The 13,650-nt window shown below is 65.4% G+C and carries 8 protein-coding genes; all 8 read right to left on the bottom strand.

Features of this window, described 5'->3' with window-relative positions:
- Window position 1: 1 nt before the first annotated feature.
- The 8 genes from AB0G20_RS16400 to dpdG all read right to left on the bottom strand — a co-directional run bounded on the left by AB0G20_RS16400 (window position 2) and on the right by dpdG (window position 13,644).
- Window positions 2-868, bottom strand: coding sequence for a hypothetical protein (locus tag AB0G20_RS16400; protein WP_361302103.1), 867 nt, complete (start codon window positions 866-868; stop codon window positions 2-4).
- 380 nt (window positions 869-1,248) lie between these two features.
- Window positions 1,249-1,767 (bottom strand): hypothetical protein, encoded by a 519-nt coding sequence (locus AB0G20_RS16395; protein ID WP_361302100.1) that lies wholly within the window; start codon window positions 1,765-1,767, stop codon window positions 1,249-1,251.
- A 201-nt stretch (window positions 1,768-1,968) separates the two neighbouring features.
- A complete protein-coding gene (gene dpdD, locus AB0G20_RS16390) occupies window positions 1,969-4,056 on the bottom strand; it encodes a protein DpdD (protein ID WP_361302097.1) in 2,088 nt (695 codons plus the stop codon).
- On the bottom strand, window positions 4,053-4,574 hold the full coding sequence (dpdK, locus tag AB0G20_RS16385) for a phospholipase D-like domain-containing protein DpdK (RefSeq protein WP_361302094.1): 522 nt from the start codon (window positions 4,572-4,574) through the stop codon (window positions 4,053-4,055). Before dpdK ends, dpdD begins: the two co-directional genes overlap by 4 nt.
- Window positions 4,571-9,094 carry a protein DpdJ gene (gene dpdJ / locus AB0G20_RS16380; RefSeq protein ID WP_361302091.1) on the bottom strand — a complete coding sequence of 1,508 codons (4,524 nt, stop codon included), beginning with the start codon at window positions 9,092-9,094 and terminating at the stop codon, window positions 4,571-4,573. The genes dpdK and dpdJ overlap by 4 nt, the downstream gene beginning before the upstream one ends.
- A complete protein-coding gene (locus AB0G20_RS16375) occupies window positions 9,091-9,777 on the bottom strand; it encodes a hypothetical protein (protein ID WP_361302088.1) in 687 nt (228 codons plus the stop codon). The genes dpdJ and AB0G20_RS16375 overlap by 4 nt, the downstream gene beginning before the upstream one ends.
- On the bottom strand, window positions 9,774-12,800 hold the full coding sequence (gene dpdH, locus AB0G20_RS16370) for a protein DpdH (RefSeq protein ID WP_361302085.1): 3,027 nt from the start codon (window positions 12,798-12,800) through the stop codon (window positions 9,774-9,776). The genes AB0G20_RS16375 and dpdH overlap by 4 nt, the downstream gene beginning before the upstream one ends.
- Window positions 12,793-13,644 (bottom strand): protein DpdG, encoded by an 852-nt coding sequence (gene dpdG, locus AB0G20_RS16365; protein ID WP_361302082.1) that lies wholly within the window; start codon window positions 13,642-13,644, stop codon window positions 12,793-12,795. Before dpdG ends, dpdH begins: the two co-directional genes overlap by 8 nt.
- Window positions 13,645-13,650: the final 6 nt, after the last annotated feature.

The following is a 13,650-nucleotide window of genomic DNA, read 5'->3' as shown; positions in this document are numbered from 1 at the left end:
GTCACTCCTCAGGGTCCTGCTCGGGTACGGGAATCTCCCTGGCCTCTCTCCTCTCTCGGACTGCAACATGCATTTCGATAGGAGTCCTCGACAGAACAGCAGCTACCATTTCCTCGAAAAATCTGTTGATGGACACGTCTTCGGGAACAAGCTCGGGACGCACCTTAATACCTTCTGCACTACGTGGGGTCCAATCAGCAATGATTAGGGCCGTCGCATCATAGACGTCCAACTCGGCTTTCAGCTTTCTCATCATGTCAATCGCACGCTCATACGAGCCAGGCGCCTGTGAGTGGATCGATGAGTTCAGCAGAAATACAAAGCCAATTGCGGCCAGGGGGTGTCGCCCGCGCAAGTTCTTTGCGTCACCGTAGGACTCTTCAAAGCGATTGAACATGTTGTTGCCGAACGAAGATTCCATGGTCTTTGTGGAAACCATGATCTCAGGCCCTCGGGCCCACTGGGCCACAACAACATCAACCTGCTTCACGTATGCTCTGCCAAGCACCTTTGCACTGGTCGGCGCCGTCTTCTTGTCCTTGAGTAGACGCTTGTGCAGGTCGGCGCGCATCGCTTTCGGGAGCCTATTGATGAATGTCGAAACTTCGTGTGGCAGGACTCTTGGCGCCTCTTGACGAGGCCATACCTCATCCGCATGAAATCCTGATCGCCTCAATTCGTGAGCTATCCAGGAATCCAGAGCCTTGGCCAGCCAGCCGCTCTGTGAGGTCGCCCCTTGACCGAGCGGAATACCAATCAAGTCTTCCAACAGCCCCATATCGGCGTAGTATTCGCCCTCCTTCCATGGAGAGTCGTCACCTGCGCTGGCCAGGAGAGGTTCGAACTCGACAAAGCTGTCTTCAGACATTTATAACCAATTCAGACATTTTGGCCTAAATGTACGCGGCGGGTGTGCGGCGCACTTACAGCACGCTAGAGGATCTTGAGCCGTCTCGTCGCCGGAACCGTGGACTATATGTGGACCGAGGAAGCGCCGATCTTCCTCTGAACCCCACCGACCTGCGGAGATGGCAGACAAACAGTCGGCCTCCGGAGCCGTGTGCGCAGGTTCGAATCCTGCCGGGGGCACTTCGCCTCAACCAGCACTAGCATGCGGTTGACCAGCGCAGATGCCTAACGCGAAGAGCGGGACCCAGTCTCACTGGGTCCCGCTCTTTCTCGTTCCTAAAGACCGTCCCGTAACCACGGGCTATCCCCTCGACGACGGGTCGCTCCGCGCCCCCGCGCTCAGCCGAAGATGAGCTCAACGTCCTCGTCCACACAGAACCGCAGGACGGTGATCAACTGACTGACGTCTTCGATGCGCCGTCGGAGGACGGGGTCGCTGTCGCCGTGCTGATGTTGGTCGATAATCGTTTCCAGCCGGGGCAACATGGCCGCGCATTGAGCGGGTGCGAGGTCAGGGCCATCGTCGTCTGGATGGTTGAGCAGTGGCGCCAGCGTGGTGGAGACGCTGCACCATTGGCGGTCTCCGCCGAAGCCGTCCATCTCGGCGAGCCTGAAGCCCTCGGCCTGGGCCAACCACTTCCTGAACATGCTGAAGCCGGTGTACGACCAGGAGATGTCCGGGCTCGCCACATCGTCGTCGCCTGGAAAGAGCATCAGCCCCACCTTGTCCCCCTTGCTTGCTCGTAGCCCAGGATCGTCGTGGCGAGGGGTGTCGGCAACTGGAATGATCTTCGGATGGCTGGCGTGATGACGGCGGCGGAGCCGTCCTGGATAGCCCCGTAAGGCGACGGCGTCCACTACGCCATGCTCGGCATTGCCCGCCTGTACAACCTCGCCCTCACCGGATGACCGAGCGGACCGTGCCCCGGTCACCCCGCGTCCGCAGCGCCTCCAAGATCACTTACGGGACAACCTTTAGGTTTCCTGGGCGTCCGAGCCTTCTTCTGGTGTGCGGCCGGTTCGTGAACGGCAAAATAGTCGGCTTCGACTGGGCAGCTGTCAGTCTCCGTGCACAATGCGCAGCAGACCATGTACTGCGGCGCGCATAAGAGAGGCTGAGCCGCTCCCGTCCGCGTAGTCGATGAGGGCTGCTTTTGCGTGCTGGGTAATGAAGCCCGTTGCGGCATGCTTGGCGCACCGAGTGGCCAACACGACCACATCGGCCTGACGGGCCTTTTGCCGCAGCGGCGGACTCCCGACGCTGTCGTGAGCACAGGTGACTTTGACCCCGGGCGCGAGCTGTTGGAGGGCTTCGCTGACGCGGTCCAGGACTCGCTGGTCGAGGGAGTAGAGCAGTACGGTGCGGCCGGCTGCCTTGCGTAGGCTAGCGTTCGTGTCCTGCGCCAGGTCTTCGTCGAGTTGCTCAGGCCACTCGAGTTCGATGCCGAGTTCCAAGGACAGGCGCCGGGCCATGGCAGTGTCTGCGGGGTCCAAGCGTCCTTGGTGCACGCTGAGCGGCAGGAGCAGTGCAAGCGCGAAGGATTCACGGGCGTCGGGGTCGGGAGAGGCCTCCATGACCAGTCGGTCGGCGAAATCGAGTGCGATAGCGGCTCGCTCGGGAGCGACCCACCGCTCGCAGGTGTCGGCGAGTTCTCCCAGCAGTTGCCGGTAGATGTCGGCGGAGGGACTCGATCGCAGCACGATCTCGGTCAGTGCCTGCACCGCCAGCAGATCCCCGGGGCCCAGCCAATCGAAGGCCAGCGCACAGGTGATGAGGGAGCGTGCGCTGAGCGGCGCGGGCTGGTGGTATCCGACGCTATCGATAAATGCTCCCACACAGCGCCAGACCTTGGCCTGGCCCTCGTCATGCAGGTTTTCCAGCAGCGCGGCAATGCTGCGGTCGTTCAAGGCCGGTGAGGACCACACGGTCCAGGCTTCCTGCTCCAGGACGGCGTTCACGCTGGCGTATCCGCCAGCGATTGCATTGATCAACTCCGGCCAGGAGGCTGGTGCCGGTTCGATCGTATCCGGCTCGGTGTCCTGTGCTGCGGACGGGGCGGGCGCCGGCGTCGGTGGATCGGCCGGGGTGTCCGCACCGTCTTGGACGGACTGGCTCCGGGGGGCGCTGTGCAGGCTGAGGAGAGCCGTTGCGGCTTCTTGGAGGACGGGTGGAACAACGTCGAGGGACGCTGTGCGCTCAACAGCTGTGAGGATGTGTTGACTGCTGTGTCGGGCGCCACGCGTCACTGCGGCCAGGAGCAAAACGATAAGTGCATCGGCGGAATAGGACTCCACGCCGTCTTCGAAGGGAGCCAGTGCAAGGAAGCCCCGATCGTGGAGAGCTTGTTGCGCGACAGGCAGGTCGCCGCTGCCCAGGGGCTCTTGCACGTCGCAGGAGAAGACCGCACCGAGCACCGCTGCTTTCACCGGTGTGGGCGGGTCTTGCCGCAGCACGTCGCCGAGGTCCGGGTAGCTGAGCAGTTCCCGGTCGAGGCCGAGCCGGCTGAGCCGCTTGATGTGCAGGTGGGCAAGGTTGGTGGCGGTCATGCCTCCTTGGCCCACCAGTTGATCGAGAACCGCTTGTGAGGCGGCTTGACCGCCGGCCGCCAGGGCGGCGTCGAATTCGGCCAGCAGCCGTCCTGTGGGCTTCACTGCTCGCCACAGTCGCGGGGGACGGTGAGCCAACGTTTGCAGCATGAGCAGCGCCACGTCGGTAAGCCTCTGGCGGAAGCGGCGATTGGGGTGTGTCTCGAGCCTGAAGGTGGTCGTCGCCGTTGCGGCGAACTCCTGCACTGCTGCCTCGACCGGATCATGAGGGTCCAGCGTGCAGGGGTGCACGCCAGCGCCGTCGAGGTAGGTGACGCCTGCGAAGGCCGTGATGATGTTGCCGACGAGAGTCGCGTGCGCCTCGTCGCGAGCGATGACATAGATCGCATAGCGGTCCTCGGCCTGCTGGTAGCGCGGCAGCACGATCGGGAGGTCGCTGCCGCTACGCAGCAGCTCGACGAAGCGCCGGGCTCGTTCGCCTTGGCTCGGGTCGGGATCCATGTCCGGCCAGGCGTCGTTTCCCTGGCCGAAGAAACGCTGAAGGAAAGCTTCCAAGTCTTGGGCGCTTGGGGCGGCAGCAGCCGGGCGCTGGGCGATCACTGGTGTTCCTTCCATCGCTGGGCGAGTTCCAGGCGTGCCTGGGCCGCGTCGCTTCCGCCCACCTTGTAGCTCACCGCCTCGTCGTTCTCCAGCAGGCCGCGCACTGTGAAGTTCATGGACCCGGTGAGCATCCAGTCCCGTCCGCACATGGTCTTTTCGTGGACAGCGGGATTCTGGACGATGCGCACGGCGTGGCGAGAGGTCAGGCGCTGTAGCCGTCCGAGGAATTGGCCGTTGTGCGTGTCGGGGCGGGTGACCACGGTCAGGGAGGTGCCGGATGCCGTGATCCTGGCCAGCAAGTCGGCCAACGAGCAACTGCTGGGGGGATTGTCGTCGAACAGGTCGTCGTATGTTCCCTGGCTGTTGTCGAGGATCTTCACATCGCTGATCCAAGGTGAAACCAGCCACATCACCGGTCCGGGGGAGGTGAATTCTCCGACGAGGGCCATGGCCAAGATGGCGTCGGCGTGCACGCCGGTATGCCCGCCGGTGCGAACGGGTCGCTCGAGGCCGCTCACTGAGTGGCCTCCCTAATATCCACTCGAACACGCCAGTGCTGGCCGTCGCGTCGCATTCCTTGCATTTCTCCGTACAGGCGTAGCACGTCCCAGTCCACGGTCAGTACGGGCACGCGGACGATGGCGTCGGACAGAGCCGTCGCAGCGTTCGTGTCGGCGGTCAACTCCACAGCGGCGTGCCGGGTTATGGCGGCTTTGTAGCGCTCTTCCCAGCCTTCTTTGGTGACGTCGATACGCGGCAGTTGCTCGTCGTGTGCTGCGGCAGCCAGAAGACGATCCAGGACGGGTGGGCGGTCGAGGTAAGGCTGGTAGTGCTGAAGGTGGTGAATCCGGGCGTCCCTGCCCCGCGGCCAGAGCAGGCTGAATGCCTGATCGGCCGACAGGCGCGGGCCGAGGCCGGTGGGCAGGCGTCCGGAGCCGACGGCGTAAGCGATGACGCGGGCATCAACTTCCACGCCAAGACGGTGTTCGAGGGCCTGCCAAGCGTCGATCAAAGCCAGTGCGCTGGCATCGGTGGTGGGGCTGCTGCCCGGGCGGAGCAGTCGCGTGGACAGGGCTGCCACAGCGCTGTGGCGTGGCGGTCCGTCGAGGGTGCTCCATGCTGAGCGCAGATCGGTGAGTGCTTGGCGGGAATCGGCTGCAGAGGTGCGGGCCCGCAGACCTGCCATCGCCTGCGCTGCTGCGCCGGTGGGTGCTGTGGTCACGTGGCGCAGGAGTCGGGTGAGGGTGGTGTCGACGTATTCGTAGTCGTTGGGCGTCAAGGCTGTCTCAACCAGGCGCCAGAAGCGGCGCGGGTCTTCGGCGTAGTAGCGGGAGAGTTGTTCGATCACGCCCAGGCCGCCGATGGAGGTCTCGCTCAGCCACACGGTTGCCGGATGGCCGTGCTCAGACGCAGCAACGACGTCGACGATCAGATCGCCGTCCTGTGCGTCCGGGCAGGCCCGCAGTGCGGCAGCGAGGACGGCGGCGGCCACGGTGTCGGTGTAGGCGCGGCGTGCCAGGTCGGTGGTGCGGGCGGCGACGTCCGATGCCACCAGGAGGTGCCCGGCCCGGTCCAGGGCGTCCACGACGGTGGGCAGGTCGCTCAGTTCGGTGAGGGTGGCGATGAGTCGTTCGTTGGTGTGGACGGGCTGGCCGGTGGACTCGTCGCGGTAGAGCACGCTGAGGATTTCCGCAAGGTCCTGGCGCCAACTGCCGTCTGCTAGTGCGGCGCGGATCGATGACGGATCGGGGGTGTCCTTGCTTATGCCTCGCAGGGAGAACGACGTCAGGTAGACCAGGGCAAGCCAGCCGCGCTGGAACTGGTTGGTCACCTCTGCCAGTGCAAGATCGTCGCTCACGGCCTGGAAGAAGGCCAGGGTCCGCCATGGGGGTGAGGTGAGGTAGTGGGCGATCTCGGGGCGGGTGGTGTCCAGCGGGGCAAGAGTGAAGGAAGCGGCATCCACGCTGAGCCGGAATCCGAGGGCGGCGGGTTCTCCGTTGCAGGTGTAGTGCACGGTTCGGGCATCTGTGGTGCCCGAGTCGTAGCTCACCTCGAAGCGTGCTCCGACGGTCATCCGGCGTACTTCGACGGGGTTGCCTGCCGCGTGCAGAGAGAACCCGACGGCAGTGATGCGGTCCTGCCACGACGAAGGACGGGGAACGTCCCCGGCAAGGGGCGAGGTGTTGGTGTCGACAACGATCTGTGAGCCCCACAGCGGAAAGCCTTGTGAGCGGTCGGCGACCGGTCGTGGCGGCTGGCTGAGGTGCAGGCGATGCGGGCGCAGTACGACCAGACCCCCCTGGTCATATCCCGGGGGGAACCATCGTCCTTCGGGCGTCGGCTCCGGGGCGAGGGTTTCGTCGAGTTCCAGGGTGTCCTGGCCGAGTGGGGGGATGGGCAGCCACGTTCGGTGGTCGTCCCGTTGGTAGCCGTAGCGGCGACTGACCCGGCCAGGTACGGCTTCTCTGAGGGCCCTGGCGATCGGGAGGAGTTCGTTGGTGCTCTCCTGCTCTACGCCTCCGGCGGCCTGGCGCGCGGCGAAGGGCAGGGTCAGTGCGACCTCGGGCACGTTGAGTGGGTCGAACAGGGCGCGGGTCACGAACTCCGGCAGCATGGTGCCGGGTTCGGCGCCAGGATCCTTGTGCTGCAGGGTCTGCCAGTTGCTCTTCAGACGGCGAGTGGCGGTGGGTACGACGCTGAGCAGCAGCGACCGCGGCTCCTCCCACAGCAGGGCCTGTACCTCATCGGCGCTCAACTGCAGGGCCGCTTTGAGGTGACGTGCCAGATCGTCCTGAAGGGTGGCATTGATCAGCAGACTCTCCAGCAGGAGCACCAACTTCTCGCGGGCGTCGTCGTCCTGACTTTTGCTGCTGCCGTTTCGTGGTGCAGTCAGTAGTTGCCTGGGATCGTTCCAGATTTGGCGAGAACGTAGTTTTCGCCCGGCCCAGTCAAGGAGTGACTGCGCCCCCTGAATCTTGATCACGAAGCGGTTGTTGACCGGAAGATGGCGTGCGGCCACTTCCGGCTGGAACAGTGTCTCGTACGCCTGGTAGGCGAGCCGGTCGCGGCCGTAGTCGGAGAGAGTGATGACCGTGATCGGGCGCATGGCGCGCTGACGGCCGGCGCGGCCGCGTCGCTGGATGAAGGCCGCTGCGTCGTGTGGGGCCTTGTGCTGAAGCACCAGTCCGACGCGCGGGTCGTTGAATCCAACTTCGAGGGAGGCGGTCGCCACCGTCAGGTCCGCGTGCAGATCGACTCCGACGTCCTGCGACGACGTGCGTGCCACGCGCAGGGAGCGACTGCCCGTACCAGGGGCGAGCACATGACCGATCTTCTCCATGAGGTCCCATGACTGGCCGTCGCGGTAGCGGGCGCGGTGCTGGGGGTTGGCCGGAGCACGGAGGGCGGCGAGGGCTGGTTGGCGGCCATTTGGCCTGCCGTAGCGGTCTTGTTTTCCCTCGGCATCACGCAGGTCGTCGTAGAAGCGATTGGTGACGTCCAGGTCGTCGGTGAAGAGGAATCCGGTGGACCCGTACAGGGCGGCGTCTTCCTCAGGGTCGAGCATGCGCCCGAAGAGCATGGCCGTTTGAATGGAGGTGGACAGCAGGCTGCTGCCAGCGATGGGATCGCCGCGCAGTGCGAGGGCGTATTCGCGGCCCTCCTCGTCCATGCTGTCGTCGGCGGGCTGGATGTACTCAACGTTGTTGTCGCGCAGACCCACCAGGCGGGCGAAAAACGTGCTGGCGTCACGCAGCGTGGCGCTCAGTCCGACGAAAGTGACCGGTTTGCCGACGGCCTGCTGCCATCGGCGCAGCAGCAAGGCCGTCTGTGCCCCGTGAAGCCCGGCGTAGGTGTGCACCTCGTCGAGCAGGACCAGCGAGGGCACCGCGCCTGCCTGCCAGCCCAGCAGTCGGCCGATGCCTCCTGCAGCGCTGTAGAGGTTGAGCATCTCTGTCGTCGTGAACAGCAGATCCGGTGGCTGCTCGCGCTGGGATTGGCGGGTGAGGGCCAGGCGGCCCTCCTGGATGACGTTCTGGCAGGTGGGGCTAAGACATGTCAGGCGTTCTTTGTTGTGGCGGCGGTCGGAGTCATACCACAGAAGCTCACCGCGTTCGCATCGCGGACATGTCAGGTAGGGGCATATGGCACCTTGCTGGGTCCGTTTCCAGGCGGTGCGGCCGTTGGCGCCGGGCTCGAGGCGTGTGTCCTGGGAGTGGTATGGCGTGTCTCCGTAGAGGGCTCCCAGGCGAAGCGGCCTGCGGTCGCCGCTGTACAGGGCGGGCTCCAGGGCGCGGGCGGTGCTCAGCGCTTCCCGTAGCTGGTCGCGCAGCAGTTCCTTGCGCGGATACAGCGCCAGGGTGTGCAGTCGGAAGCTGTTCGGGCGGGCGCGTTCGGCCATGGCGGCGAACGCCGGCAGGTAGAAGGAGAGCGTCTTGCCGCTGCCGGTGCCGGCGCCCACGATGACACCGCTGGAGTTTGGGCGCTTCAGGGCCTGGGTCACCGCGGCAGCGGCATCGATCTGGAAGCGGGCAAGGTCACGGGAGCCGATCTGCGCCTGTGCCACGAGGTGCTGGAGGCGGCCCCACCCTGGCAAGTCGGCGAGTTCTTTCAGCGCGGCGGCCGCGGGGATATTGCGCTGGGGGTAGCGGCGGGGCGCGGTGTGCAGGCGGTAGTCGGCGACGAGTCGTTTGCTGCTCTGCCACCACGGCGTGGCCTCGTCGCGGACCTGCCAGGGGAAGAGTTGCCGCAACTGTGCCGCCAGACGGACGGTTTCGGCCAGTCGCGTGCGATATTGCGGGGGCGAGGTGTCGGGCACCTTGAACAGCCAGGCACGGTCGCGGAATTCATACAGCAGATCTTCGCTCGAGATGCCTGCCGCCTCCTGCGGGGCGTCGGACAGGCAGAGTTCGATGGCCTCGAGGACTTCGCTCTCGGTCAGGACGCCGTCGGTGATGCCCCAGGACACCAGGGGCAACTCGCGGTTCTCGAGCGTGTTGAGGACGTGGTTGTAAAAACGTGCAAGGGACGGTGTGATCACGTGCGCCTCCTGCGGACTTCCAGGTCGGCGTCGAGATCGACACGACGCAGCAGTGCGATCTCCTCGTCTGTGATGTCGCTAAGGAGCAGGGCGGTGCCGGAGGCAAGGCGGTCCAGGAGCGTCTGCAGTCCTTCTGGCGGCGCTGGCGCAGTCTCGAGGAGTTCAACCAGTTCGGCGTGGGCATGGGCGAACAGAGTGATCACGGCTGCGTCGACGTCGGCGCGAGCAGTCTTGGTGAGGTCCTGGTGCAGGGTTTTGGCCCGCGCCTGGTCCTGCAGGGAGAGCATGGCCTGCCGCGCCATCTGCAAGGCCGCCAGTTGGGCTTGTGTCCACTGCCGCCACGCCTCCTGGCTGTCCTGGGCGATGCGGTCGGCGACCTTGTGCACCGCTGTCGAAGCCCTGGTGAAGGCGGGGTTGGGAGGCAGTCCGCCCTCGCACTGGCGAGTGAAGGCTGCCAGGCCTGTGTCGAGCCCGGAGAGGTCGATGTCGCCGGCCGCCGGCTGGGCCATCAGGGCGCGAGCGATGCGCAGGCTTCGCTGCAGGGCCATCAACTCGTTGTGCAGGCCACCAATGCGTTGGCTGATGCGCCTCGCCTCCTCCTCCCCCTTCTCTCCCTCATTGAGTCGGCGTGCCTCCGCCTGCAAGCGTTCGGCCTTTTGCAGCACGGACAGGGGCGCGCTCATCGATCCTCCTCCGGTGCGCTCAGCGACTGCCATTCGATCAAAAGTTCCTGGACACCCCTGGCTGCTTCATCGCCATGGGAGTTGGTGCGGGACGCAGCGTGTTCCAAAGCGGTGGTCAGCCATGCGTCGCTGGCCTGCAGCAAGGCGCCGATCACCTGGGTGGTCACCCCTCGGTCCCGCACGGCGGCCGTGATACGGGCCGCGTCGGAGGCTTCGACGTCCTCCGCGCGTAGGAGATCGTCCTCGAGTTGGTTCAGCATCTTCCAGTCGATGTTCTGCGCCTGCGCCAGAAGGCTGGTGATACCGGTCCGTGTGGCCAGCGAAATCGGGATGCTGGCGTTCTCGGCCGCAAGAAGCGCGTCGCGCACGGCGGCCAGGACCTGCGCGCCGGTCGTGCCCCGTGGATGGTGGCGGCGTATGCCGTCCAGTTGGCGGCGCAGCGAAGCATTCTGCGCCTTCACGATGTCGGTCCAGTTGGCGAAGTTCTTGACAGCCTTCTTCACCCACTCCGGTATGTCCGATCCCGTCACCTGCCAGTCCCACTGCGCTGTCGCTTGGCGCAGCAGCGGCAGCGCCCGTGCTGCGTCGATCAGTCGGGGCTTACCCTCGCCCTGCGCCACGCCCAGGGCGTCCCGCAACCGTTCGACGAGGGGTGTCCTGTGCTGAAGGTGACCCTCCAGTGCCCGGCTCCACGCATCGTCACGCGATGCCGTGTCCTCGCGCGCCCAGGAGCGGCCGTCGGCGAAGGTGGCTGCCAGCAGTTCGGCCTCGTCCATGCCGGGCCACGCCTGCCCAGCCAAAGCGGCGCCAATCAGGGCTGCCCGCAGCCCAAGAACCAAGTCGCCATCGGTAATCTGCAGACTTTTTTGCAAAGCGGTGGTCAGCGACGCCGTGTAGCGGTCGGACTCGGTGCTCAGTCGTCTCACGTGTTCGGCCCGCTGGGCGGGCTGGCCGTTCTTCAGCAGCAGCACGCTGCGCAGATAACGGCTGTTGCGTGCCGTCCGCTTGAACCGGATCGGCGCCGTGTCCGCGCCTTGAATGTTTTCCATTGCGCCTTCGAGGGAGACCACACGGGCATTGGACGGCCATGCTGCGCGGATCGTCGTCTGGTTCTGTTCCCGCATCAGCGGATTGACCCAGCGATAGCGTTGGGCGACGGCCGTGGCGATGATCGTGCGCAGGTCGCCGGCCACGGCCTGCGGCAGTACTTGTTCGCGGGTAAGCCAGTCCTCCACGGCATTGAGCTTGGCCTGGAGAGAAGGAGGGAACTTTGCGGTGGTGGATTCCGTCTCGGTCTGCTTCTTTTCCCGCTTCGGCTGGGTTTTGATCGGCTGCTTGGGAGCGGCACTGGCCCCGGAGAAGGTACGGGCTTCCAGGGCGAAGGCTTCCGTGACCGCGGGCGACAGAGCGCTAGCCTGGTCGGGGGCGCCGCCCCAAAACTCCAGGACGATCTTTCGACGGTCGGCGTCCAGATGGTCCTCTGCCTCTACCACTTCCTGTACGTCGGTAGACAGCGGCTCGTCGATGTCCGCGGTGGGGAACTGCGTGCGAAAACGGGCGTCGGGGAAGGTGCCTTCCTTGAGTGCGCCGGCGTGCTCGACCAGGACGGGACGGATCACGCTGCCCAGCACCGTACGCGGGACAAATGCGTAAGGGTCGCTGCGCGGAGCTGTCGCGTGGATGGCGCGGACCAGGGCGGAGGAGTTGAACGGATACAGACCGAAGCCTTCGGAGGTGGCCCCGAACTGCTCATGGCATCGGGAGACCAGGTCGCAGGTCTCGCAGGGATTGCGCACCTGCCGCTCGTTCTCCAGGACGTCTCGCCCGACCCGGGCGGCGTTGAGATATCGTCCGGCGAACGAGGTGATCTCGGCTTCGCCCTGGTCGTCATTGGTGAAGGGGACGTTGAGGTTGTAGGCGTAGCCGGCGGTGGCCCGCACGCGGGTGAGTGCGGTCTCCGGGAGGTCGCTGAAATAGCCCGTGGTGACCGCCATGAGGGTGCGGATCGGGGCCAAGGTGGTGCTGCCGTATCGGTTGGCGGCCTCGATAACCGCATCAAGGAGATCTTTCTGCACGCCTTGGATCAGCGCGAAGTCCTCGATGAGCAGGATGATCTCTTTGCCCTTACGAGCGTACTCGCGTCGCACCTGGAGCATGGCGTCCTGCAGGCGGCCTGCTCCCAGGCTAGCCACCCGCTTAACGGCCGCTTCCAGATGATGGTTCAGCAGGTCGACGGCAGCCTGCTGTAGTTGCGTGTTGCCCGAGATCACGTTGATCAGCTTGATCGTGATCTTGGCGGCGCGGTGGAGGTCCAGCAGGTCGGTGGGGAGATCCTGCATGGTGAACGCCATCGGGCGGTCCGGCTCACCATCTGAGCGGTCCTTGAGCAGTTGTTCCGCGAGCCGGGTAAGGAACTTGCCCTGGCCGAGCATGAATGCGCTGACGTGAGGGTCTTGCAGGACGACCGTCAGGCCCCGGGGACCGGCGAGCGGGCGGGCGTGCTGCGGTACGTCCCGAGCCGTGGTGGCGGCCAGGGACTCGCTGAGGGCGTTGACCAGACGCCTGCTCAGCGTGGCCGCGTCTATGCTGTCGGTGAATCGGTGGATGTCGGAGCGCAATTGAGCCAGTTCGCCGCTATCCGCGTCGGCAAGCAGAGCATCGATCACCGCGCGCAGGCTGGTCTTGGCCTTTTCCAGATAGATGACTTTGTACTTGTCCGAGGAGGGAAGGTTTTCGCGCACCCAGCGCACCAGGTGCGACTTTCCCGTTCCGGAGTCGCCGACGATCGGCAACAGGAGCGCGCCGGTGTCGGACTGCAGCGACAGGAAGTCCTTCAGGACGGTGCTCTCGTCGATGAGGGGGCCCTCGGAGACGAGGGCACGTCCGTCCAGGCCAGCCTTGCGGATGCGCAGCGGCGCGTGCGTGGCCAAGAAGACCGCACGCGAGGGGCTGACCGCCTCGGTGTTGATCGTCGCGGCAGCGGTTTCGGGCGTCCAGCACAGGAAGCCACGGAAGTCAGCCATGCTGGTCCTCCGAGATGACGACGTCGGACACGTAGTGCGACGGACGGTCAGGGTCATGAAGGGTCAAGACGCGCTGAGCGTCGGCGTCCTGCTGCAGGATGAGCCAGCCCTCGTCTTCGCCGCGCAGCAGGGCGTAGGACAAGGCCGGCCCTGCTGACTGCCCGCCCGGGTCGGGGATGCCCATGGCATTGGCGTAGTCCCCGCCTGGCAGGACCGGCAAAGCCGTGCGCAGGGTTCGGGCGGCGTCGACGGCGTTGACTCGTTCCCCGACAGTCCACAGCCTTTGCACCGTCTGCTTGACGGCCTCTGTGCAGTCTGGCAGCAGGGGGCCCACTCCGCTGCTGGGCAGCAAAGGCGCCGCGGCCATACCGAGAGCCGGCGCCCAATGCACAAAACGGTTCCAGCGCGTGTCGTTTCGCGACGCCGTACCCGCATCCGGATTGAGGTCGATGGACTGCTCGCGTTGGACGATGTCCCAGGTGGCCGGCCCGTCGAGAGGATCGCAGGAGAGGAACCACACGAGGATGCGGGTGAGGTCGCGCGAACCGGTCTGTCCGGCGTCGTCGGCCAGTCCAACATTGAGTTCACCGGCCAACACAGCCTCGCGCAGGGCGCTGCTGAAGGACGAGAAGTCCGTGCCGTCGAGGTCGCTGGCGTATCCGGTCAGCGAGAGGCGGCCTTCGTCGACGACGACCAACTGCACCTCGCGCAGACTGCGCACGGCTTGGTCGAAGGTCTTGCTCTCCTTGCCCTCGGTCAGGGACGGGGGAGCCAGAAGAGCCCGTGCGCGATCGACCGGCACCGGCTTCTTTTCTGCGGCAAGGAGACGAACGACGGCCCACATAAACGG

The organism is Streptomyces sp. NPDC024017, assembly GCF_040638895.1.
Taxonomy (GTDB): Bacteria; Actinomycetota; Actinomycetes; order Streptomycetales; family Streptomycetaceae; genus Streptomyces.
This window is presented reverse-complemented; position numbering and strand designations above follow the sequence as displayed.